Consider the following 22,732-nt stretch of genomic DNA (forward strand, 5'->3'; position numbering starts at 1 on the left):
CGTTTCCGGCCTAGCCGATTAACCGAAGGAAACCTTGGGTGCCTCGCGCATCGTCTTGTCTTCGATATCCAGCGGACGCGCCTCGCTAAAGCCGAAACTGCCGGCGATGAAGGAGCCCGGAAAGACCTCGCAGCGATTGTTATAGGTCATCACCGAATCGTTATAGGCCTGACGCGCAAACGCCACGCGGTTTTCGGTGGAGGTGAGCTCTTCGGTGAGCTGACCGATGGTCTCGTTGGCCTTGAGGTCCGGGTAGGACTCGCTTACCGCGAACAGACGCCCCAAGCTCTGCGTCAAACCGTCTTCGGATTCGGACAATTGCTGCATGGCCTGCGGATCACCTGGATTTCGCTTGGCGAGAGCCAAGCCGCTGACCGCCGCATTGCGCGCCTGAATCACGGCTTCGAGCGTGCCGTGTTCGTGCGCGAGATAAGCCTTGGCGGTTTCCACGAGATTGGGGATCAGATCGTGGCGACGCGTGAGTTGCACGTCGATTTGTGCGAACGCGTTCTTGTAGCTGTTACGCGCGGTCACGAGGCCGTTGTAAAGACCGACCACGTAAAAAACGACCAGCAGCATGATGGCCAGAAAAACGATCAACCCCATGACGCGCCCCCTAGGTAGGCTCCCCAAAGCCTTTCCAGAGGAGCATACCATGCCACTCCTTGCCATCATTTTTGCTCCGTGGAATTGAATCTACGGCAACACGCCTCACGTATCAGAGGTGCGCAAGCCCATCGGGCCGTGCGGCATGTCGCGTGCCAGAATGCAGATCCTGGCGCCATCCGTTTCCCCAGGATCGAGAGGTATCGCCTTGAACGCTTCCACGCTCGCCGAACCTGTCCTCCGCGCCACCACCCTGCCCCTGCCGCGCACGCCAGACCTGCACGAGAGCGATCCGCAGCGCATGCGCCAGGCGTTGCGCGAATACTTCACCAGTACCTTCGACCGCTACGAGTCGCTGTTCAAGACGCTCGCCGTCGACGCGGCCTGGTACGAACCGCCGATCACGCTGCGCCACCCGCTGATCTTCTACTACGGCCACACCGCGACGTTCTTCGTCAACAAGCTGCTGCTGACGCGGATGATCGAGGAACGCATCGACCCGCACCTCGAGTCGGTGTTCGCGGTGGGCGTGGACGAGATGGGCTGGGACGATCTCAACGACGCGCACTACGACTGGCCAAGCGTGGCCGAAGTGCAGGCCTATCGCGACAAGGTGCGCGCCCTGGTCATCCGCCTGATCGATGAGGCGCCGCTGGAACTCCCGCTCGGCTGGGACAACCCGTGGTGGGCCATCGTCATGGGCATCGAGCACGAGCACATCCACCTGGAAACCTCCTCGGTGCTGATCCGTCAGCACAAGCTCTCGTATGTGAAACCGCACCCTGCATGGCAGCCCTGCGCGCAAAGCGGCGAGGCACCGGAAAACACGCTGGTGAAGGTACCGGCCGGCAGCGTGGCGCTGGGCCGCGGCATCGGCAGCGCCGTCTATGGCTGGGACAACGAGTACGGCCACCACGAGGCCGAGGTACCGGCCTTCGAAGCCAGCCGCTACCTGGTCAGCAACCGGGAGTTCGTGGCCTTCGTCGAAGCCGGCGGCTATGCGCAATCCGGATACTGGGAAGAGGAAGGCAACAACTGGCGTGAATTCGCCAAAGCCACCCACCCTACCTTCTGGCGTCGTTCGGCCGATGGCTGGCAGCTGCGTCTGATGACCGGCGAAATGCCGATGCCGTGGGACTGGCCGGTGGAGGTGAACTACCACGAGGCCAAGGCGTTTTGCCGCTGGAAATCCGCCCACGGCGGCCAGCCGGTGCGCCTGCCCACCGAGGACGAGTGGTATCGCCTGTACGCCGAAAGCCGGCGCGGCGCGCCGGACGGCGAAACGCCGGACGCCAACCTCAACCTGACGCACTGGGCCTCGTCGTGCCCGGTGAACCGCTTCGCGCAGGGCGAATTCTTCGACGTCGCCGGCAATGCATGGCAGTGGACGGAAACCCCGATCTATCCGTTCGAAGGGTTCCAGGTGCATCCGATCTACGACGACTTCACCACGCCCACCTTCGACGGCCGCCACAATCTGATGAAGGGCGGCTCGTGGATCGCCACCGGCAACGAGGCCGAGGCCGCTTCGCGCTATGCCTTCCGCCGCCATTTCTTCCAGCATGCGGGTTTCCGCTACGTGGTGTCCAAAAACATGAAACCTGCGCCTGCCTCGCACTACGAAACCGACAAACTGCTCAGCGAATACGCCGAGTTCCATTACGGCGACAGCTACTTCGGCGTGCCGAATTTCTCGAAGGCACTCGCCGACCTGGCAGTGGACGCGCTAGCCGGCTCGCCGAAGCGCAAAGCACTCGATCTCGGCTGCGCCTCCGGCCGCGCCAGCTTCGAGCTGGCACGTCACTTCGATCACGTCACCGGCGTGGATTTCTCCGCACGCTTCATCGGCCAGGGCGTGGCGCTGGCGCGCGGCGACAGCCTGCGCTATCTGCTACAGGACGAAGGCGAACTGGTCGAGTACAAGTCGCGCAACCTCGCCGAGCTGGGCTTGACGGATACCGCTGCCAGGGTGGAGTTCTTCCAAGGCGACGCCTGCAATCTCAAGCCGCAATTCGCCGGCTACGATTTCATCCTCGCCGCCAACCTGATCGACCGGCTGTACAACCCGGCGCAATTCCTCGAAGCCATCCACGAACGGCTGAACCCCGGCGGCCTGCTGATGATCGCCTCGCCTTACACCTGGCTGGTGGAACACACGCCGCGCGCGGACTGGCTGGGCGGGTTCAAGAAAGACGGCGAGAGTTTCACCACGCTGGATGGCCTCGACGCCATCCTCGGCGTGCATTTCGAGCGTGTGGGCGAACCCTGCGCAGTGCCGTTCGTGATACGCGAGACGCGGCGCAAGTTCCAGCACACCCTGTCGGAGGTGACGCTGTGGCGGCGGCGCGCGTGAACCGTTTCCCCGCCTGCTGCGCATCGCGGGGAACAGCCAGGCCATGACGCCGGATTTCGACCAGTCCATCGACCGCGCCGGCAGCCATGCGCTGAAGTTCGATGGACGCCGGCAGAAATTCGGCAGCGGCGATGTGCTTCCGCTGTGGGTCGCCGACATGGATTTCGCCGTGCCAACCTGCGTGAGCGATGCCGTGCTCGCGCGGGCCCGGCATCCGATCTACGGTTACACGCAATATCCGGAAAGCCTGTACCAGTCGCTGATCGCCTGGTGCGATCGCCGCCACCGCTGGCAGGTCGAGCGCGAATGGCTGGTGCCTGCTTCCGGCGTGCTGGCGTCGATGTCCGCGGCGATACAGTCCTGCACCGCCATGGGGGATCCCATCGTCGTGCAGTCGCCGGTATATCCCGGTTTCTTCCGCGCCGTGGAGGACTGCGGCCGCCGGCTGCTCCACAACCCCTTGCGCGAGACCGATGGGCGTTACGCCATGGATCTCGCCCAGCTGGAGCAATACGCACGCGACGGTGCACGTGCCCTGCTGCTGTGCAATCCGCACAACCCGGTCGGCCGGGCATGGACGCCGGGCGAACTCGAAGAAGTGCTGGGCATCGCGCGCCGCCACGGCCTCACCGTCATCTCGGACGAAGTGCACGGCGACCTTGCGCTGCCCGGCGCCAGCCATCACCCGCTGCTTGGCCTGGCACGTGCGGGCGACCGCGTCATCGCCGTGCTCTCGCCCGGCAAGACCTTCAACCTGCAGGGCCTGGGACTGACCCTCATAGCGGCCCCGCGCGCCGACCAGCGCGATGCGCTGCGGAATGCGATCGCGGCTTCGCACCTTGGCGACGCCAATCCTTTCGCCGTCGCCGCCGGCGAAGCCGCGTGGCGCGACGGCGACCAGTGGCTCGATGCCTTGCGCACTTACCTCGCCGGCACGCGCGACTTCGTCGCCGACCGCCTGCGCACGCACATCCCCGCGATCCGCCTGGTGCCGTCCGAAGCCGGCTACCTGCTGTGGCTGGATTGCCGCGCGCTGGGCATGGACGACGTGGCACTGCGCGAATTCTTCATCCATCGCTGCAGGCTGGGCCTGAATCCCGGCGTCGACTTCGGCCCTGGCGGCAGCGGCTTCATGCGCATGAATATCGGCACGCCGCGGCGCAATATCGAGGCGGCGCTGGCAGCTATCGAGAGGGCACAGAGCCAAACATACGCGCCCCCGAATGTACGGGATATCCCGTCCCGATAAGCGCAAATTCCTCGTTCCGCTTCAAAAACAAGGCCCCGCATGCGGGGCCTTGTTTCATATCACTTGCCGAAACGCTCAGCCGCCGTTCTTGGCCAGCCACGCATCCACCGCCGGCAGGCGATCCTTGCGGATCATCATGCGGTACTGGATGTTGGCGATCACGCTATCCGACGGACGCCGCGCGGAAGGATCGATGGTGGCCTCATAGGCCTTGATCTTGCCGATCATCGCCGGGTCGAACGAGCTGCCGCCCAGCGCCGGGTAGTAGCGGCTGCTGGAGGTGGTGTCGACCAGCTTGTCCACCTGCGCGCGGTGCGCCATGGCGAAGTCGTAGGCCATTTCCGGATGACGCCAGGCCACGCCGCCGATCATGCCGGCGCTGTTGGTGGCACCCGGCTCGTCGGTGAGCGCGAGGTCGAGCGCACGCTGCGCCAGCGCCTTGTCCTCGGCGACGGAGAGCAGGCCGTACAAACGATCCTTGATCATCGGCGACTTCTCGGCCTTGGCTTGGGCATGCAGCTTGTCCCAGGTGGCCGCGTCGGCATGCTGCGCCACGATGGCGAAGATGGTCTTGCGCAAGGCCGCCGGCACCGCCTTCGGATCCGTGGCCTGCGCGTCGAAGCGGCGGCGCACTTCCTTCAGCATGTCCTGGTCGCCCAGCGCGGACAGCGCACCGATCAGCTGCGTGCGCAGCAGCGTGGTCGAGGTGCTCTCGTCCGGCTTGGCATCCCAGCCCACGCGCGCGAACACCGGCTTGAGCTGCGCCACGGCATAGGCGCGGAAGCGATCCTGGCGTGCCTGGTCGCCGCGGTAGTACTGGTCCAGCCCCACGAGGCTGCCGGCCACTTCAGCCCAGATTTCCGGATCGGCATTGGCCGGCGTGGCCTTGGCCATGTCGAGGAAATCCGACACCGGCTCGAGACCGGCCATGCTCTCGGCCCAGGTGTCGCTCATCAGGCCGAGCTGATCGATCGGCGCCAGCTTGTCGAAGTCCTGCTTCAGCGCAGCGAGCTGCGCCGGCGCGTACAGCGTGCGGTAGTAGCCGCTCTGCCCCGCGTTCACCAGCACCGGGCCGCAGCCCTGCAGCTTCAGCGTGGCGGAACCGTCCACCAGGGTGCTGGCGCTGGCATTGCCCACCACCTGCGCGATCACCGGCACGTGCCAGCGCAGCGGCTGCTTGTTCGGACGGTCCTTGGTGAACTCGCCCTGGGTGAGCTTGATGGTGGTTTCGCCGTTGCTGCACAGGGTCGAGTCCACCTTGATCAGCGGTACGCCCGGCTGCAGGGTGAAGTCGTGCGCCACCTGGGTGATGCGCTTGCCGGGAGCCGCGCCGTCCACCGCATGCCACAGGTCGTCGGACACGGTGTTGCCGTAGGCGTGGGCCTTGAGGTAGTCGTGCACGCCCCGGCGCCAGTTCTCCGGACCGACATAGGCCTCGAGCATGCGGATCACCGCCTCGCCCTTGGAATAGGTGATGGTGTCGAAGGCCTGGCTGGCCTGCTCCACCGTGTCGATCTTCTGCACGATGGGATGCGTGGTGGCCACCGCGTCGACCGACATTGCGCCTTCGCGCGTGCCCACGGTGTCGAGCACGGTGTTCCACTCCGGGTGCACCTTCTCGGTCTCGCGCTCGGCCATCCACGAGGCGAAGCCTTCGTTGAGCCACAGGTTGTCCCACCAGTTCATGGTGACCAGGTCGCCGAACCACTGGTGCGCCATTTCGTGCGCGGCGGTGTTGAACACCTCCATCTTGTCGCCCTGCGTGGAGAACGACGGGTCGAGCAGCATGGCGTACTCGAAGGTGAAGATCGCGCCCCAGTTCTCCATCGCCGAGAAGAACTGGCTGCTGCCCGGCGCGGCGATGTTGTCGAGCTTGGGCAGCGGGTACTTGATGCCGAAGTAGTCGTTGTAGTCGTGCAGCACGGCCTTGGCCGAGTCCAGCGTGAAGGCGGCCTGTGCGCCCTTGCCCTTCTGCATGACCACGCCGATCTCGGTGCCGTCCGAGGTGGTGGTGACGCGGTCGAATTCGCCCAGGCCGAAGAACAGCAGGTAGGTCGACATCTTCGGCGTGGTCTGGAAGGTCACCTTCTCCAGGCCGTTGCCGGCGTCGGCCTTCGAAGCCACCGGCATGTTGCTCACCGCCATATCGCTGCCCGGCACGGTGACGCTGAGGTCGAAGCTGGCTTTGTACGCCGGCTCGTCCCACGACGGGATGAAGCGGCGCGCATCGGAGTTCTCGAACTGCGTGAACAGCGCGCGCTTCTGGCCCGCGGTGGTGGGATAGTCGATGGCGAACAGGCCGTTGGCCTGGGTGCCGATGGTGCCGACGTAGTTCATCGCCAGCTTGTAGCTGCCCGGCGCGACCGGCTTGTCGAAGCTGAAGGTGGCCGTCTGCTTCTTTTCGTCCACCGCGACCTTGGCCGTCATGGCGGCGCCCTTGCCCGCCGCCGGTTCCAGCGTCACCGACGAGAACGTCATGCCTTCGGCATTGAGGGTGATGCTGGTGCTGGGCTTGAGCACCTGCACGTCCACGGTCACCTGGCCGTCGAAGTTCAGCTTGTCCGCATGCGGCGTGATGGCCACGGCGTAATGCACGGGCCGCACATTGCGCGGCAGCTGGGTGGGGGTGAGCGACGATTCGGCAGCCGCCGGCTGCGCCGGCATCGCCAGGGTGCTGCCGGCGGACACGGCGAGCGCCAGCGCGATCGCGGAAACCAGAGACTTGCGCATGGGTACCTCTCCTTGGAAGGGATGGTGGATAAATTGCCGCCCATGGTGGCGCCAGCGGCGGTGGCCAGGAATGGCCGGAAGTCATGCCTCCCGACCGTGTTTCGCGCCGCATTCCGCCCGTTTCGCGCCTGCCGCCTCCGCCTTGGTCGCAAGTCCGGCGAAACCCGCAAAATGGATCGCTATGCTCGCTCCCGACGATCAACCACTGGGGACAACATCGTGATCAAGGGTCTTTTCTTCATGGCACGCCTCGTCCTGGCCTGGCTGCTGGCGCTGCTCTTCGTCGTGATCCTGATGGTCAACACCGGCCCGCTCCGTGGCACGGAACCCCTGCCGCAGATCATCATCGTCGTGGTGCTGGCGCTGGTGATCACCGGCGCGTTCTCCCACCTGCGGCGCGTGCGCCTGATCGCCGGACACGCGAACCTGGACACGCTGGGCAACCGCCAGCGCCGGCAGATCGAACTGCCGTTCGAGGCGGGCGAGGCGTTCGACATGCTGGACGCGACGATCCGCGAGCTGCCCTACACCGAGGAAATCGAGAGCGCCCGCGACAGCCTGCAGATACGCGCCAAGGTGCGCCGCCCCAACCCCTACGGCCGCGCCGTGCTCGGCTGGCTCAACCCCTTCAGCTGGCTGGGCAGCCGGCGCAACCAGATCTTCGCCACGGTCACCCCGGGCGACGGCATCGGCAGCGTGACGCTGGTCTGCGAGCCGGAAAGCGGCGCCTGGACCGACTGGTTCCGCGTCGACGACGGCGCCAACCTGGTCAATGCCGAGGCGATCTCCCGTGCCCTCGCCCGCCGCGTGTCCGAACGCCGCCGCCGCGAACAGCAGGCCGCCACCCAGGCCGCGACCGACAAGGAGCTGGCGCAGGCCAAACTCAACCTGCTGCATGCGCAGGTGGAACCGCACTTCCTCTACAACACGCTGGCCAGCGCGCAGTACCTCACGCGCAGCGAACCCGCGCAGGCCGACCGCATGCTCGGCCATCTCATCCAGTACCTGCGCCACTCGCTGCCCAGCGCGGAGGAAACGCTCTCCACGCTGGGCGAGGAACTGGAACGCGCCCGCGCCTATCTCGAAATCCTGAAGATCCGCATGGGTGCGCGGCTGGACATGAAGATCGAAGTGCCCGACGCGCTGCGCGCCATCACGTTGCCGCCGATGATGTTGCAGACCCTGGTGGAAAACGCGATCAAGCACGGGCTGGAGCCCAAACCCGGCAGCGGCACCGTGTGGATCCTCGCCCGCCGCGACGGCGACAGCGTGGCGGTCACCGTGGCCGACGACGGCCAGGGCTTCGGCGCGGCCGGCGGCGGTACCGGCATCGGCCTGAAGAACGTGCGCGAACGGCTGCAGCTCGTCTACGGCCCGCGCGCCTCGCTGGCCGTGGTTGCCAACGTGCCGGAAGGCGTGGCCGCCACGCTCACCGTGCCCGCGCAGCAAGCGGCTATGGCCGCAGCGGAACCGCAACCATGAGCCGTGCAGTGATCGCCGAAGACGAACCGCTGCTGCGCGACGCGCTGAGCCGGCTGCTCGGCGAAGCATGGCCGGAGCTGGACGTGATCGCCGAATGCGAAAACGGCGCCGACGCACTCGAAGCCATCGCCACGCACCATCCGGATGTGGCCTTCCTCGACATCCGCATGCCCGGCCTCAGCGGCCTGGAAGTGGCGGCAGCGGCGGCCGAAGCCAGCCCGGGCACGCAGGTGGTGTTCACCACCGCCTACGACCAGTACGCCATCGACGCCTTCGAACGCGGCGCGATCGACTACCTGCTCAAGCCCATCGCCGTCGAGCGGCTGGCGGCCACCGTCGAGCGGCTGAAGCGGCGCTCCACGGCCGGCCAGGTCGCCCGCGGCGACCTGGCTCTGCTGCTGCGCGAGCTGGCGCAGGGCGGCACGCACGCCAGCCAAGCGCCGCCCCTGACCTGGATCACCGCCGGCATCGGCCGCGAAACGCGGCTGATCATGGTGGACGACGTCGCCTACTTCCGCGCCGACCACAAATACACCGTGGCAATGACCGCCGATGGCGAGGCGCTGCTGCGCAAGCCGATCCGCGAGCTGCTGGAGCAACTCGACCCGGCCGTGTTCAAGCAGATCCACCGCTCCACCATCGTCAACCTGAAAGCCATCGCCTCCATCGTGCGCGACGACAGCGGCAAAGGCACCGTGCGCCTCAAGCAGCGACCCGAGACCCTCACCGTCAGCCAGCCTTTCATGACGCTGTTCCGCAACATGTGACCCATCGCGAGGTTCGCCATGTACAAGCTGATCGCCATCATCCTGTTGCTGGCCGGCTGCGCTCCCGGCGAGCGGACCATCGTCGTGCGGTCGGTCGAAGACGGCCGCACCACCTTCGACAGCCGCGTCACGATCGACCTGCTGTCCGCCCGTTTCGATTGCCGCGCCAGCGCCACGGGCGAATGCCACTATGCGCTGTTTGCGCAGGACTGCACCGGCACCCATTGCGACGCGCCGCCGCTGCGCCAGTTCGCGGTCAGTGCCGGCGACGGGCAAACCTTCGACGACCTGCCCCACGGCGTGCAGGTGTGCATGCAGCGCGAGGCCGGACCGATGACGGCGGCCTGCCTGCATCCGCGGTCTTGAGCGATCAGCGTGTGGCGGCGTCCGTCCGGCGCGGCAAACGCCAGCCGGGCCGCACGAAATGGCAGGTGTAGCCGTCGGGATAATGCTGCAGGTAATCCTGATGCTCCGGCTCGGCTTGCCAGAAATCGCCCAGCGGCTTGATCTCGGTGACCACGCGGCCCGGCCACAGGCCGGAGGCATCCACGTCGGCCACGGTGTCTTCGGCGATGCGCTTCTGCGTCTCGTCGGCATACAGGATCATCGAACGGTAGGAGCTGCCGCGATCGTTGCCCTGCCGGTTCGGCGTGCTCGGGTCGTGGATCTGGAAGAAAAATTCCAGCAGCTCGCGATAACTGGTGCGTGCCGGGTCGAAGATGATTTCCACTGCCTCGGCATGCGTGCCGTGATGGCGATAAGTGGCGTTGGGCACGTCGCCCCCGGCATAACCCGTGCGGGTGGACAGCACGCCCGGCTGCTGGCGCAGCAATTCCTGCACACCCCAGAAACAGCCTCCGGCGAGTACGGCGCGTTCGGTCGCCATCATTCGCCCTCCACCTGGGACAGCCATGCGCCGTAGCCCTCGGCCTCCATGTCGGCGCGCGGCACGAAGCGCAGCGACGCGGAGTTGATGCAGTAACGCAGGCCACCCCGCTCGGCGGGACCATCCGGAAAGACATGCCCAAGGTGACTGTCGCCCTGCGACGAACGCACCTCGGTGCGGACCATGCCGTGCGAGGTATCGCGCAGCTCCTGGACACTGGCCGCTTCCAGCGGCTTGGTGAAACTGGGCCAGCCGCAATGCGATTCGAACTTGTCGGCGGAGGCGAACAGCGGCTCGCCCGTCACCACGTCCACATAGATGCCCGCTGCGGTGTTGTGCAGGTATTCGCCGGTGCCGGGGTATTCGGTGGCGTTCTCCTGCGTGACGCGATACTGCTCCGGCGTCAGGCGCGCCAGCGCTTCGGTTGTCTTGCGGTACACGGACATGGCGGGTCTCCACTGGGGATCGGCACGAACCGAAATGGGGGCGCGCGCAATCGATCCAAGAACCATGCCCCGACAAAAGCTTCAGTGCCAGCCCGCTGCCCTTGCCGCGCGCTCCTGCTCTGCATCGAAGACGTCGCCGCGCAGACGGGCATCGACCGCAGCCTGCACCGCGGGAGGCAGGCCACTGGCGGCCTGGCGCAGTTCGCCGCCCTCGGGAGGAACCGCAGGACCCAGCACGGGCAAGGCCCAACCCGCCGTGGAGCGGCAGGCCAGTCCGGCGCGCTCCGGCGGCGTGCGCACGGTGAAGGTGCGGCAGATATGCCCGTCGTCGGCGCGAAAACTGAGACCGATCGCGACCGGGGCTTGGGCATCCGGCTCGCTCGCCAGCGCCCGGTCGAGCGCGCGGTCGAGGACGCCGGCAGCGTAAGGAACACCGTTGCGCATGCGCACTACTCCGTCGCCGGCATTCCACCACCACAGACCTGCGGCAAGCAGTGCCACCGATGCGGCCAGCGCCGCGCCCGGCATCAACCAGCGGCGAGGCGTACGGTGCCGCGCGACACGTGCGACCCGTCCGCTCTCCACCGCGCGGGACGTGGCCGGCGCGACTCCCGGCTGCAACAGGGCGGAAAGGCGTGCAGGTACCGGTTCCTCCAGCACAGGGTCGAACGCATCCCGCAGCTGTGCGCCCAAGGCGCGCGCCTGCCGCACGCGACGGGCTAGCGCATCGTCCTGCGCGAGCGCGGCCTCGACGCGCGCGCGCGCCGCTGCGTCGAGTTCGCCATCCACGTAGGCCTGCAAGATATCGTCGTCGATCGGATTCATGCGTCGCTTCCAAGATGGGCCTGCAAGGCGGCCCGGGCCCGGGCTAGACGGCTGGTGACGGTTCCCACCGGCACGTCCAGCAAGGCGGCGGCCTCGTCGTACGACAGGCCCTCGACCAACACCAGCGCCACCACTTCGCGATGGTCCGGCGGCAGCATCGCAAGCGCCTCCGCCACCTCCAACTGCCGTACGTGCCGTGTTTCGCTGCCGTCGGCCACCGTGTCGCCCGCTTCCTCCGGCGCAAACAGATGCTGCGCCCGGCCGCGCGCGCGCAACTCGTCCCGCCAGGCGTTGCGCGCGATCGCGAACACCCACTTGTCCAGCGCGGCATCCGGCCGCCACTGCGCCGACCGGGCCAGCGCACGCTCCAGCACTACCTGCACCAGGTCGTCGGCGTCGGCCGCCTGCCCTGCCAGCGCTCGTGCCAGGCGGCGCAGGCGCGGCAACAGTGCAATCAGCCCTTCGCGCACGGCATCGCTCGAATGCACGCATCACCTTCCATTACGTCTGAAGGGGTGGATTCCTTCCCTCGGTACGCCGGCACGGTTCGAGGGCATGAAGTGGCCGCATGCTAGCATCCGGCCCCGTCGTCCCGAGGTGTCCGGTGATGCCGTTGCGTCGAGCTTCCGTCCTGTCCGTTACCGTGCTGGCCGCCGTGCTCGCATGGGGCGGTAGGCCGTCTTCTGCACAAGCGCAGGTGCTGGGCCCGGTGCAGCGAGGACTGCCGCCTCTGCCGCTGCCGACCGCGCCGCTGCCAAGCGCGGTGCCCGGTGTAAACCTGCAAGGTGTCGACGACCTGTTGCGCCAGCCCTTGGCGCTCAGCCTGAAGACGCAGGTCGATGCACTGCTGCGCGCCGAGCCGCGACGCGTCACGGTCGATCCCTCGGGCGCGCCCATCCTGCGCGGCGAGTTTCTCGCCGTGGGACTGTCGGACGCGCAACGCGACGCCTTGCAGGCACAGGGTTTCACCGTAGACCCCGAGGATGCGGCAGACGCGACGCTTGGCCTGGATTTCATGGTGCTGCACGACACCCGCGGACGCAGCACGAGAAAAGCCATGCGTACCCTGCAGCAGGCTGCGCCGGATGCCACGTTCACCTATCAGCATCTTTACCTCCCGGCGGGCGACGCCTACGCGACGTCCGCTGCAGGCATGCCCGACTCCGTGCCGGCGATGTCGTCCCGCAGCGTGGGGATGGTCGACGGCGGCGTCGATCCGGCCGATCCCGCACTGACGCATGCGCACGTCCAAAGGCACGGCTGCAGCACCGTGACCGCCTCGCGACATGGCACGGCCGTGGCCGCTCGCCTCGTCGCCGGCGACCCGGATACCTTGTACGCCGCCGACCTGTGGTGCGGCGACGATGTCGGCGGCGCCACCTCCCGGCTGGTGGACGCTCTCGCATGGATGGATCGCGAGCGCGTGGCGGTGATCAACATCAGCCTGGTCGGCCCCGACAACCCGGTGCTCGCACGCGCGGTGCAGGCGATGATCGCGCGTGGCCATGTGCTGGTCGGCGCGGCCGGCAACGACGGTCCCGCCGCGCCGCCGCTGTATCCGGCGTCCTATCCGGGGGTGATCGGCGTCGGCGCCGTCGATGCGCGCGGCCGGGTGCTGCCGGAATCCGCGAGCGGCAAGCAGGTGGCCTTCTGCGCATCGGGCGTGGTCGGCAGCGGTCCAGGCATGCTGCGCGGGACCTCGTTCGCGGCCCCCATCGCGGCACGCAAGGCCGCCCAGGCACTGGACACGCCGTATCCGGGCGCAGCAGCCCAGGCATTGCAGCAGCTGATCGGCGAAGCGCATGCCCTCGATACCAAGGCCGACGACGCCCGTTGCGGCCATGGGCTGCTGTCGCCCTGAAACTGAACGCAAAGCAACCACGCCCGATCGACCGGGAAGGAAGCCCCGCTGCCGCACGTACTGGCCTTTGGAAGCCGCGGATTCGCCGCCGGCAAGGAGGTCCCACATGCGCAACAAGACCCTCAGCAACAAGACCCTCGGTATCGCCCTGTGCACCCTGGCCCTGGCCTCGACGACCAGTGCCTATGCGCAACACCTGGGCGGCGGTCTTCTCGGCGGAGCGGCCGGCCAACTCCACCCCGCGACGGGCCAGTTGAACGGGCAGATGAGCGGCTCCGCGCAAGGCATGGGCAACTTCGGCATGCCTGGCATCCATCCGAATGCGGCCGAACAGCGCGCCGAACGCCTGCGCAAACGCGCCACGTCGACTGCCGCATCGACCGCCGGCACTGCCAAGCAGACCGCGGCGCAAGCCACCCATCCGTCGAACAGCCAGGCGACTGCCGATGGCAACGGCCAGCTCGGCGGCACTGCTGGCGCTGGCGCCGCTCAAGCTGCGTTGAGTGGCAATGCTGCGGGTAGCGCGGAAACATCCGCCGCCACCACTGTCGATGGTTCCGGCGCCAGCGATGTTGCGCATTCCGCCGTCGGCTCCGCACGCTCCACCGCCTCGATGGTCAAGCAGGGGGCCGCGGGAGCGCTCGATCGCACGCAGACCGCCGTCGGCAACACACGCACAAGCGCCGTGAACACCGCCAGCTCGGGCATCAGCTCAGCCCGGCAGGCTGCCGCCGACGGCACCTCTTCGGTTCGCGCGCTGGGCACGCAGGCCGCCCCGTCTGCCACAGGCAGCGCGTCGGGTTCGTCTTCGCTGACCTCTCCTGCCGGCGGCAACAGCAGCAATACAGCGGCCGGTGCATCGGGCGCAGGTGCTGGCGATGGCAACGCAAGCGCCAGCAGCGGATCCGGTTCCGGCGCGAACGGTACGTCCAACGCCAACGGCCAGATCGGCGCCAGCGGCTCGCTCGGCAGCGGCGGTGTCTCCGCCTCGGCACAAGCCGGCGGCAATGCGGAGGCTGGATCGCAGGGACATTGATGCGTGGCCCAAGCATGCTGCCCACGCCATACGGACCTGGGCTCATGCACACAAGAAGAAGGCCCCGCATGCGGGGCCTTCTTCTTGAACCGAATACGCCATCGACAAGTGGTCCGACGGCCGCATGACACAGAGCCGGGGCCCGGCGATCAGGCGAACGGATCGTCCAGCACGATGGTGTCGTCGCGGTCGGCGCCGGTGGCGACGATGGAGAGCTTGCAGCCGGAGAGCTCCTCCACCGCGCGCAGGTAAGCGCGGGCGGCGGGCGGCAGCTTGTCCCACTCGCGGATGCCCGCGGTGGATTCTTCCCAGCCCGGGAACTCCAGGTACACCGGCTTGCACTCGTCCCAGCCGTCCGCATCCAGCGGCGCAAGCTCGCGACGCTTGCCGCGGTATTCGTAGGCGATGCAGACCTTGATGCTGGGCAGGCCGTCGAGCACGTCGAGCTTGGTGATGGCCAGGCCGTTGATGCCGTTGATCTGCACCGCGCGCTTGAGCGCAACGAGATCGATCCAGCCGCAGCGGCGCGGACGACCGGTGCTGGCGCCGAATTCGTTGCCGACCTTGCGCAGGCGCTCGCCCATCTCGTCGTGCAGCTCGGTTGGGAACGGGCCGCCGCCCACGCGTGTCGCGTAGGCCTTGCAGATGCCCAGCACGTAGTCGATGTCGCCCGCGCCCACGCCGGTGCCGGCCAGTGCGCCGCCCACCGTGGTGTTGGACGAGGTGACGTACGGATAGGTGCCGTGATCGATGTCGAGCAGCGCGCCCTGCGCGCCTTCATACAGGATGTGGCCACCTTCCTTGCGCACGTCGTGCAGGATGGTGGCGACGTCGTCCACCATCGGCCGGATGAATTCGCCGTAGGCCAGCGCATCCTTCAGCACGGTGTCGTAATCCACCGGCTCGGCCTTCAGCCACTGCGTCAGGATGAAGTTGTGGTACTCCACCGCCGCCTTGAGCTTCTCCGGCAGCTCGTGCGGATACATCAGGTCGGCCACGCGCACGCTGCGGCGCGCCACCTTGTCTTCGTAGGCCGGGCCGATACCGCGGCCGGTGGTGCCGATGGCGCTCTTGCCGGCGGCGGCTTCGCGCGCCTTATCGACGGCGATGTGGTACGGCATGATCAGCGGGGTCGCGGGGCTGATCTTCAGGCGCGAACGCACTTCCACGCCCTGCGCTTCCAGCTCCTCGATTTCCTGCTTGAGCGCCTGCGGCGACAGCACCACGCCGTTGCCGATCAGGCACAGCGCATCGTCGCGCAGGATGCCCGACGGGATCAGGTGCAGCACGGTCTTCTTGCCCTTGATGACCAGCGTGTGGCCGGCGTTGTGGCCGCCCTGGAAACGCGCGACCGCGCCGACCCGCTCGGTCAGCAGGTCGACGATCTTGCCTTTGCCTTCGTCGCCCCACTGTGCGCCGAGAATGACTACTGACTTGCCCATGGTGTTCTCGCTCGAATGTTGAAATGGGTCACCGGCTGCCGCGACGACGTCAATGCTTCGTCGTGTCGGGGCTGCCGAAGTAATGCAGGAATTCGGAATCGGGCTTCAGGATCAGCACGTTGTTGCCGCCCTCGAAGGCCTTCTTGTAGGCGTCGAGGCTGCGGTAGAACGCGAAGAATTCGGGATCCTGGCCGTAGGACTGCGCATAGATCGCCGCAGCCTCGGCATCGCCCTCGCCGCGCACCTTGGCGGCGTCGCGCTCGGCATCGGCGCGCAGCACCTGGCCCTGGCGGTCGGCGTCGGCACGGATCTTCTCCGCGGCTTCCTGGCCGGTGTAACGCAGTTCGTTCGCCAGCTGCAGGCGCTCGGCGCGCATGCGCTTGTACACCGACTCGCTCACTTCGTCGGGCAGGTCGATGCGCTTGATGCGCACGTCCACCACGTCGATGCCGAGGTTCTTGCGCGCCGAGGCGTCGGTCTGCAGGCGCACGCGCTCGGTGATGTCCTTGCGGCTGTTGGAGATCAGCTCCTGCAGCGTGCGCGCGTTGAACTCGAAGCGCAGCGCGTCTTTGACGATGGGAGTGAGCCGCTGCTCGGCCTGCAGCTGATCGCCGCCGGTGGCGCGGTAATAGGCCGCATTGTCGGCAATGCGCCACTTCACGTAGAAGTCGACGTTGACGCTCTTCTTCTCGGAAGTGAAATAGCGCTCCGGCTGCGCATCCAGCGACAGGATGCGCTTGTCGAAATGCAGCACCTGCTGGATCACCGGCAGCTTGACGTGCAGGCCCGGCGGATAGTCGGCGTGCACGATGCGGCCGAACTGCAGCAGCAGTGCGCTCTGGCCTTCGTTGACCACGAACACGCTGTTGAGCCCGAGCAGCACCAGCAGCGCAAGGACGAGAATCGCGACGACGCGCTTCATGGCTGGCCTCCCTTGTCCGTGGCTGCAGCGCTGCCGGGCGCGGCCGATGCGGAGCCGGCCGGTGCCGGCGCGTCCGCGGCGGCGGCCGCCTTGCCGGCATCGCTGGCCATGCCATGCGCATGGCCGCCGGCCGGCAGATTGATGATGTTGCGACCGCCGGAACCGTCGACCACCTTGGGGTTGCCGGCCGCCACGTCTTCCATCGTCTCCAGCCACAGGCGCTTGCGCGTCACCACGGGCGCGGCCTTGTATTCCTTGAGCAGCAGGTCGAAGCGCGCGGTGTCGCCCTGCGCACGCGCGATGCGCTCGGCCTTGTAGCCCTCGGCTTCGGCGGCGATGCGCGCCGCGTCGCCGCGCGCCACCGGCACCACCTTGTTGGCATAGGCCAGCGCGGCGTTTTCGATGCTCTGCTTGTCTTCGCGCGCATTGTTGACGTCGTCGAAGGCATCCTTCACCTCGGCCGGGGGCGCGACGTTCTGGAAGCTCACTTCGGTGACGCGCAAGCCGCTGTTATAGCCGTCCAGCGTCTTCTGCAGCGTCTGCTGCGCCTGGGTCACCAGGGTCGAGCCGTCGGCGGAGAGGACCTGGTCCATGTCGCTGCCGCCGACCACCGAACGCACCGCGGCCTCGGCCGCCGCGCTTACGCTGCCGTCCGGGTCGCTCACCGAAAACAGGTACTTGTACGAATCGTCCACCTGGTACTGCACGGTGAAGTCGATGGTGATGATGTTCTCGTCGCGGGTCAGCATGGAAACGCGGTCGTTCACCGAGCGGATGCCCGTGGCCTCGACCTTGTCCACCGTCTCGACGGGATTGGGCAGCTTGAGGTGGAAGCCCGGCGACAAGGCGCGCGAGTACTCGCCGAAACGCAGCACCACGCCGACCTGGCGCGCGCCGATGATGGTGTAGCTGCTCATCAGCAGAAACACTATGAGAAGCACGATGATGGCGGTGAGAATGCCGCCGGCGCCGCGACCCGGCTTGCCGAAATGCTTGCCCAGGTTCTTCAGCCACTGGTCCGGCGAAAAGCCGCCGTTGTTGGGGCGCTGCCGATTCCAGGGATCGCGCTGACCCCCACCGGGTTCATTCCAGGCCATTGTCAGTCTCGTCGCTGGTGATGCCGGCAAGCCGCGCCGGAGCACATCGGGTTGAACGGAAATCGCATGTGGCGTGACTGGGCTGCATGTCGATGTGGCGGCCGGGCTTTTTCGGCCGCACAAACGGCTGGCATTCTAGCAGAGCCGGGCGAAATCAGGATGTCGCACTGCCCAGCAGCCCACGCAGCAGTTCGTTTTCCGCCACGCTGCCGCCGTTGAGCGGCGCAATCACGCTGCGCGGCGCGTCGATGCGCAGGTGCCAGCCGTGCTCGTCCACCTGCTCGCCGGCGATGGCGCCGACGGCCTTGAGCCGTGCGTGCAGCCGCCCGGCCGTCAGCGGCAGGCGCAACTCCGACTGCACCCGCTCGCCGCCGAGCAATTCGCCCAACGCCTGGCGCAACAGTTCGATACCCGCACCGGTGGCGGCAGAGAGCCATACGGCCTGCGGCTTGCCGGAAGCATCGCGGTCGATGCGGGGCTCCATCGGCCTTTCGCACCCGGTCACATCCGCGGCTGCGTTTTCCCGAGAACCTTCCTCGGCAGGGACACCGGCACTGGCGTCACCATCCCTTCCCATCAAATCGATCTTGTTGAAAACACGCAGCTGGGGCACGTCGCCCGCGCCGATCTCCTCCAGCACCTGGTCGACCACGCGGCGCAGCGGTTCGCGCTCCTCGTCAGCGGCATCGCTGACGTGCAGCAGCAAGTCGGCGTCGCGCGCTTCGGCCAGGGTGCCACGGAAGGCGGCGACCAGATCGTGCGGCAATTCGCGGACGAAGCCTACGGTGTCGGCGATCACCGCCGGGCCACAGGCTAGGTCGTCCAGCCGGCGCACGGTGGGATCGAGCGTGGCGAACAACTGGTCGGCGACATACACGCCACCGGCGGTGAGCGTATTGAACAGGGTGGACTTGCCGGCGTTGGTGTAACCCACCAGCGCCACCCGCGGCACCGTGTTGCGTAGGCGTGCACGACGTTGCTGGCCACGCTGGGTCTGTACTTTTTCGAGGCGTCGGGTGAGCTGCTTCACGCGCTCGGCGAGCAGGCGGCGGTCGGTTTCCAGCTGGGTTTCGCCGGGGCCGCGGTTGCCGATGGCGCCGCCGCGCTGGGCGTCCAGATGGGTCCAGCCGCGCACCAGCCGCGTGGCCACGTGCTTGAGCTGCGCCAGCTCCACTTCCAGCTTGCCTTCGTGCGAGCGGGCGCGCTGGGCGAAAATGTCGAGGATCAGGCCGGCGCGATCGACCACGCGCGCGCTGAGATGCTTCTCGAGATTGCGCTCCTGCACCGGGCTGAGCAGATGGTCGACCAGCACCAGGTCGGCACCCAGCGCGCGCACCATCTCGGCCACTTCGTCGGCCTTGCCGCTGCCCACGTAGAAACGCGGGTTGGGCGCCTCGACGCGGGCGGAAACGGTACCCAGCACCTCCGCGCCGGCGGATTTGGCCAGTTCGACGAACTCGGCGGCGCGGCGTTCGGCATCCCCGCTGCCGCGTGCATGCGGGAGCACGAGGACGGCGCGTTCGCCTTTCTTCTGACGATCAAACACTGGGTATGGCGGCCTTTGCGAGGGGACGGAACCGGAGCAGTCCCGTCTTCATGTGGGCCGACCGGCTATGAATCAAGCATCCGTGGCGTCGGTCGCCGGAGCCGCATCGACATGCGCCTCGTGCCCGTCGTGGCCGTTGCCCAAGCGAACGTTGCGGCTGGGCACCACGGTGGAGATGGCGTGCTTGTACACCATCTGGCTGACCTGGTTGCGCAGCAGCACCACGAACTGGTCGAAGGACTCGACCGTGCCCTGCAGCTTGATGCCGTTCACCAGATAGATGGCCACAGGCACGCGCTCACGGCGCAAGGCATTGAGAAAAGGGTCCTGCAGCGATTGTCCCTTGGACATTTCTTGTTCTCCCCTGAGCGGTACCCGGGCCGGGGAAAAAACGCCAGAGGCGCCCCGGCCCAACGGAAACGATGTTAACCGGGTTCAAGGGCTTGAAGGAAGTGGTTTTTCAGGCGACGGCGCACAAAAACGCGGCCGCTTCGCTACGCCGTTCCGAGAAACAGCTGCACGGCTTCGGCCGCCCGGACGAGCGGCGGCGCTTGCTCCGGATCGAGCACGCGCGCATCCAGCTCGGCGCGCAGCCAGGTCATCTGCCGCTTGGCCAACTGGCGCGTGGCAAAGATCGCGCGGTCGCGGAAACCGGCGGCATCGCCCTGTCCGTCCAGGTATTCCCAGCCCTGCCGATAGCCCACCGCACGGATCGCGGGCAGGTCGGCATGCAGGTCGCCGCGATCGCGCAGAGCGCGCACCTCGTCGAGAAAGCCGTCAGCGAGCATGACATCGAAGCGCTGCGCGATGCGCGCATGCAGCGGCTGGCGGTCCGCCGGCAACAGCGCCAGCTTGAGCACGCGCCAGGGAAACATTTCGTCGCGGCCACCGCGCTGCAATTCGGACAGCGGGCGCCCGCTCAGCTCGATCACTTCGAGGGCGCGCTGCAGACGCTGGGCGTCATTGGCGCCGATGCGCGCGGCGGCAGCGGGATCGAGCCGCATCAGGCGCGCATGCATGGCGGGCCAGCCGATGCGCGCGGCTTCCTCCGTCAATCGCGCCCGGATGGCCGGATCGGCTTCGGGCAATTCGGAAAGCCCGCGCTGCAAGGCACGGAAATACAGCCCGGTGCCGCCCACCAGCAGCGGCACCCTGCCCTGCGCCGTGATTTCGCGCATCGCCGCCACCGCGTCGTTGCGGAATTCCGCCGCCGAATAAGGCTGGGACGGATCGCGGATGTCGATCAGGGCATGCGGATTGCGCGCCAGCGTGGCCGCATCCGGTTTCGCCGCGCCGATGTCGAGGCCGCGGTACACCAGTGCCGAATCCACGCTGACCAGCCCCACTGGAAAGCGATCCGCCAGCTCGCAGGCAAGCGCGGTCTTGCCCGAAGCCGTGGGGCCCATCAGGAAGATCGCGGGGGGACGTGCGTCGAGGCTCATGCGTGGCGAAGCGGCAACGAAGGCGCAAGCGTAGCCGAACGCACCTGCACAAAACTTCATCAATGTGAGGCAAGTGCCTGTCGCGGCGGCGCGAATCGGAGTTGTCCACACGCTTGTCCCGCGCGTATCCACATCCGCTGTGGATAGATCTGCGCCCTGCGTGTAGTCGATGCACCGCCTCGCGCGTTTGCCCCTGCATGCCCAGACGCCACGCCTTCGCTTCCGCGCTCCTCGCCGCCGCCCTGCTCGCCGCCAGTACCTGGGCAGTCTCGCAGCAAGCCACCCCGTTGCCCGACTTCAACGGTCTGTGGCGCCTCAGCGACCAGGGCAGCGAGGGGCCGGACCAGGTCACTGCGATGCTCCGCACCGAACTGCGGCGCGAACAATCGCCTACCGTGGCGCCGGCTGGCGCTTCGTCCAGCGCGAGCACGCCCCAGCCAGGCAGCCGCGGAAGTCACGGCGGCGGTCATGGCGGCATGGGCGGCGGTGGGATGGGGGGCGGCCATATGGGCGGCGGCCACGGTCGCGGCGGCAAGACGGACAGCAGCACATCGTCGGGCAATTCATCCGACGACGCCGATCTGCTCAAGCTGCCGCCCACGCTGGCCAACGATGCGGTGCTGATCGTCCAGCAGGATGCCAATGCCCTGCAGACACGGCTCGAGAACGGCGAACAGCTGGCCATGCCGCTCAACGGCCATGACCAGCACACGCTGGACGGCAATGCCATCGCCCATCGGCAGGACGCCGGCCAAGGCCTGCAGTTCACCCTGCAGTTCAACGACGGCAGCCATCTCGACGAAACCTGGTCGCGTTCCGCCGACGGCCACACGCTGCAGGTCACCGAGCAGTGGCAGCCCGGTTTCCTGCAGCGTCCGGTGGTCTTCCACCGCAACTACGTACGCGTGGACCAGTGATCGCCCGGCGAGCTTCCGCATGCGGCGGGGCTTTATAATCGCGGCTTTCCCCGCCCGTTCGGGCCAGCCACTGGATTCCCCATGTCGCAGACGATGAAAGCTTTGGTGAAGCGCCACGCCGAGAAAGGCATCTGGATGGAAGAGGTGCCGGTGCCCCAGGTCGGCCCGAACGAGGTGCTCATCAAGCTGGAGAAGACCGCGATCTGCGGTACCGACCTGCACATCTACAAGTGGGACGAATGGAGCCAGCGCGTCATCAAGCCCGGCCTCACCATCGGCCACGAGTTCGTGGGCCGCATCGTGGAAATCGGCCCCGGCGTCACCGGCTACAAGGTGGGCGACCGCGTTTCGGCCGAAGGGCACATCGTGTGCGGCCATTGCCGCAACTGCCGTGCCGGCCGCCAGCACTTGTGCCCGAACACCATCGGCATCGGCGTGAACCGCAACGGCGCGTTCGCCGAGTACATGACCATGCCGGCCTCCAACCTGTGGCCGATCCCCGACCAGATCCCGTCCGAGCTGGCCGCCTTCTTCGACCCCTACGGCAATGCCGCGCACTGCGCGCTGGAATTCGACCTGATCGGCGAGGACGTGCTGATCACCGGCGCGGGCCCGATCGGCATCATCGCCGCCGGCATCGCCAAGCACGTGGGCGCGCGCAACGTGGTGGTCACCGACGTCAACGACTACCGCCTGAAGCTGGCGGCCGATATGGGCGCCACCCGCGTGGTCAACGTGGCCAACACGTCGCTGAAGGACGTGATGAAGGACCTGCACATGGAAGGCTTCGACGTGGGCCTGGAAATGAGCGGCAACCCGCGCGCCTTCAACGACATGCTCGACTGCATGTACCACGGCGGCAAAGTCGCCCTGCTCGGCATCCTGCCCAAGGGCGCCGGCATCGACTGGGACAGGGTGATCTTCAAGGGCCTCACCCTGCAGGGCATCTACGGCCGCAAGATGTACGAGACCTGGTACAAGATGACCCAAATGGTGCTCACCGGCTTCCCGCTGCAGAAGGTGCTCACCCACCAGATCCACATCGACGACTTCCAGAAGGGTTTCGACCTGATGGACGCCGGCACCTGCGGCAAGGTGGTCTGCTCCTGGAATTGATACATTGAC

21 protein-coding genes are annotated in these 22,732 nt (G+C 67.2%); 9 read left to right on the plus strand and 12 right to left on the minus strand.

The window, feature by feature from the left end:
- Nucleotides 1–18 precede the first annotated feature (18 nt).
- Nucleotides 19–606 carry a LemA family protein gene (locus IHE46_RS15230; RefSeq protein ID WP_192165518.1) on the minus strand — a complete coding sequence of 196 codons (588 nt, stop codon included), beginning with the start codon at nt 604–606 and terminating at the stop codon, nt 19–21.
- Between the two features lie 208 nt (nt 607–814).
- On the opposite strand from IHE46_RS15230, the gene ovoA reads away from it, so the two are divergent.
- Together ovoA and IHE46_RS15240 are read left to right on the plus strand one after the other, a co-directional pair.
- Nucleotides 815–2,959 carry a 5-histidylcysteine sulfoxide synthase gene (gene ovoA, locus IHE46_RS15235; RefSeq protein WP_225563098.1) on the plus strand — a complete coding sequence of 715 codons (2,145 nt, stop codon included), beginning with the start codon at nt 815–817 and terminating at the stop codon, nt 2,957–2,959.
- 43 nt (nt 2,960–3,002) lie between these two features.
- A complete protein-coding gene (locus tag IHE46_RS15240; protein WP_192165519.1) occupies nt 3,003–4,208 on the plus strand; it encodes a PatB family C-S lyase in 1,206 nt (401 codons plus the stop codon).
- 75 nt (nt 4,209–4,283) lie between these two features.
- Here the strand turns inward: IHE46_RS15240 and IHE46_RS15245 are convergent, their stop codons facing one another.
- Nucleotides 4,284–6,938 carry a M1 family metallopeptidase gene (locus tag IHE46_RS15245; protein WP_192165520.1) on the minus strand — a complete coding sequence of 885 codons (2,655 nt, stop codon included), beginning with the start codon at nt 6,936–6,938 and terminating at the stop codon, nt 4,284–4,286.
- Nucleotides 6,939–7,178: 240 nt separating this feature from the next.
- Here IHE46_RS15245 and IHE46_RS15250 point away from each other — a divergent pair, with 240 nt between their 5' ends.
- From IHE46_RS15250 to IHE46_RS15260, 3 genes are read left to right on the plus strand one after another with little or no spacing between them, the layout of a single operon-like run.
- Nucleotides 7,179–8,420 carry a histidine kinase gene (locus IHE46_RS15250; protein ID WP_225563099.1) on the plus strand — a complete coding sequence of 414 codons (1,242 nt, stop codon included), beginning with the start codon at nt 7,179–7,181 and terminating at the stop codon, nt 8,418–8,420.
- Complete coding sequence (locus IHE46_RS15255) at nt 8,417–9,187, plus strand: LytTR family DNA-binding domain-containing protein (RefSeq protein ID WP_192165522.1); 771 nt, start codon at nt 8,417–8,419, stop codon at nt 9,185–9,187. Before IHE46_RS15250 ends, IHE46_RS15255 begins: the two co-directional genes overlap by 4 nt.
- A gap of 18 nt (nt 9,188–9,205) precedes the next feature.
- Nucleotides 9,206–9,553 carry a hypothetical protein gene (locus IHE46_RS15260; RefSeq protein ID WP_192165523.1) on the plus strand — a complete coding sequence of 116 codons (348 nt, stop codon included), beginning with the start codon at nt 9,206–9,208 and terminating at the stop codon, nt 9,551–9,553.
- Nucleotides 9,554–9,557: 4 nt separating this feature from the next.
- Here the strand turns inward: IHE46_RS15260 and msrA are convergent, their stop codons facing one another.
- From msrA to IHE46_RS15280, 4 genes are all read right to left on the minus strand, one after another.
- Entirely contained in the window at nt 9,558–10,073 is a 516-nt protein-coding gene (msrA, locus tag IHE46_RS15265) for a peptide-methionine (S)-S-oxide reductase MsrA (RefSeq protein WP_225563100.1), read from the minus strand.
- On the minus strand, nt 10,073–10,519 hold the full coding sequence (gene msrB, locus IHE46_RS15270; RefSeq protein WP_192165525.1) for a peptide-methionine (R)-S-oxide reductase MsrB: 447 nt from the start codon (nt 10,517–10,519) through the stop codon (nt 10,073–10,075). The genes msrA and msrB overlap by 1 nt, the downstream gene beginning before the upstream one ends.
- Nucleotides 10,520–10,600: 81 nt before the next feature.
- The gene (locus IHE46_RS15275; RefSeq protein WP_192165526.1) at nt 10,601–11,344 is read right to left on the minus strand and encodes a zf-HC2 domain-containing protein; all 744 of its coding nucleotides are present in this window, start codon (nt 11,342–11,344) and stop codon (nt 10,601–10,603) included.
- Entirely contained in the window at nt 11,341–11,832 is a 492-nt protein-coding gene (locus tag IHE46_RS15280) for an RNA polymerase sigma factor (protein WP_192165527.1), read from the minus strand. The genes IHE46_RS15275 and IHE46_RS15280 overlap by 4 nt, the downstream gene beginning before the upstream one ends.
- Nucleotides 11,833–11,951: 119 nt before the next feature.
- Here IHE46_RS15280 and IHE46_RS15285 point away from each other — a divergent pair, with 119 nt between their 5' ends.
- Nucleotides 11,952–13,205 carry a S8 family serine peptidase gene (locus IHE46_RS15285; protein ID WP_192165528.1) on the plus strand — a complete coding sequence of 418 codons (1,254 nt, stop codon included), beginning with the start codon at nt 11,952–11,954 and terminating at the stop codon, nt 13,203–13,205.
- 106 nt (nt 13,206–13,311) lie between these two features.
- Nucleotides 13,312–14,241 carry a hypothetical protein gene (locus IHE46_RS15290; protein WP_192165529.1) on the plus strand — a complete coding sequence of 310 codons (930 nt, stop codon included), beginning with the start codon at nt 13,312–13,314 and terminating at the stop codon, nt 14,239–14,241.
- 149 nt (nt 14,242–14,390) lie between these two features.
- Here IHE46_RS15290 and IHE46_RS15295 read toward each other — a convergent pair whose 3' ends face one another.
- The 6 genes from IHE46_RS15295 to miaA form a co-directional block, all read right to left on the minus strand.
- Nucleotides 14,391–15,683 carry an adenylosuccinate synthase gene (locus IHE46_RS15295; protein WP_192165530.1) on the minus strand — a complete coding sequence of 431 codons (1,293 nt, stop codon included), beginning with the start codon at nt 15,681–15,683 and terminating at the stop codon, nt 14,391–14,393.
- Between the two features lie 49 nt (nt 15,684–15,732).
- Nucleotides 15,733–16,605, minus strand: a complete 873-nt coding sequence (hflC, locus tag IHE46_RS15300) for a protease modulator HflC (protein ID WP_192165531.1) — start codon at nt 16,603–16,605, stop codon at nt 15,733–15,735.
- On the minus strand, nt 16,602–17,702 hold the full coding sequence (gene hflK / locus IHE46_RS15305; RefSeq protein ID WP_192165532.1) for an FtsH protease activity modulator HflK: 1,101 nt from the start codon (nt 17,700–17,702) through the stop codon (nt 16,602–16,604). Before hflK ends, hflC begins: the two co-directional genes overlap by 4 nt.
- A 154-nt stretch (nt 17,703–17,856) precedes the next feature.
- Complete coding sequence (hflX, locus tag IHE46_RS15310; RefSeq protein WP_192165533.1) at nt 17,857–19,248, minus strand: ribosome rescue GTPase HflX; 1,392 nt, start codon at nt 19,246–19,248, stop codon at nt 17,857–17,859.
- Between the two features lie 72 nt (nt 19,249–19,320).
- On the minus strand, nt 19,321–19,599 hold the full coding sequence (gene hfq, locus IHE46_RS15315; RefSeq protein ID WP_192165534.1) for an RNA chaperone Hfq: 279 nt from the start codon (nt 19,597–19,599) through the stop codon (nt 19,321–19,323).
- A 143-nt stretch (nt 19,600–19,742) separates the two neighbouring features.
- Nucleotides 19,743–20,690 (minus strand): tRNA (adenosine(37)-N6)-dimethylallyltransferase MiaA, encoded by a 948-nt coding sequence (gene miaA, locus IHE46_RS15320; protein ID WP_192165535.1) that lies wholly within the window; start codon nt 20,688–20,690, stop codon nt 19,743–19,745.
- Nucleotides 20,691–20,887: 197 nt separating this feature from the next.
- Here miaA and IHE46_RS15325 point away from each other — a divergent pair, with 197 nt between their 5' ends.
- Both IHE46_RS15325 and tdh read left to right on the plus strand, forming a co-directional pair.
- Nucleotides 20,888–21,607 (plus strand): hypothetical protein, encoded by a 720-nt coding sequence (locus IHE46_RS15325; RefSeq protein WP_192165536.1) that lies wholly within the window; start codon nt 20,888–20,890, stop codon nt 21,605–21,607.
- An 81-nt stretch (nt 21,608–21,688) separates the two neighbouring features.
- Nucleotides 21,689–22,723, plus strand: a complete 1,035-nt coding sequence (gene tdh, locus IHE46_RS15330; protein WP_192165537.1) for an L-threonine 3-dehydrogenase — start codon at nt 21,689–21,691, stop codon at nt 22,721–22,723.
- The last annotated feature ends 9 nt before the right edge of the window (nt 22,724–22,732 follow it).

The organism is Rhodanobacter sp. DHG33, assembly GCF_014843005.1.
GTDB lineage: Bacteria > Pseudomonadota > Gammaproteobacteria > Xanthomonadales > Rhodanobacteraceae > Rhodanobacter_A.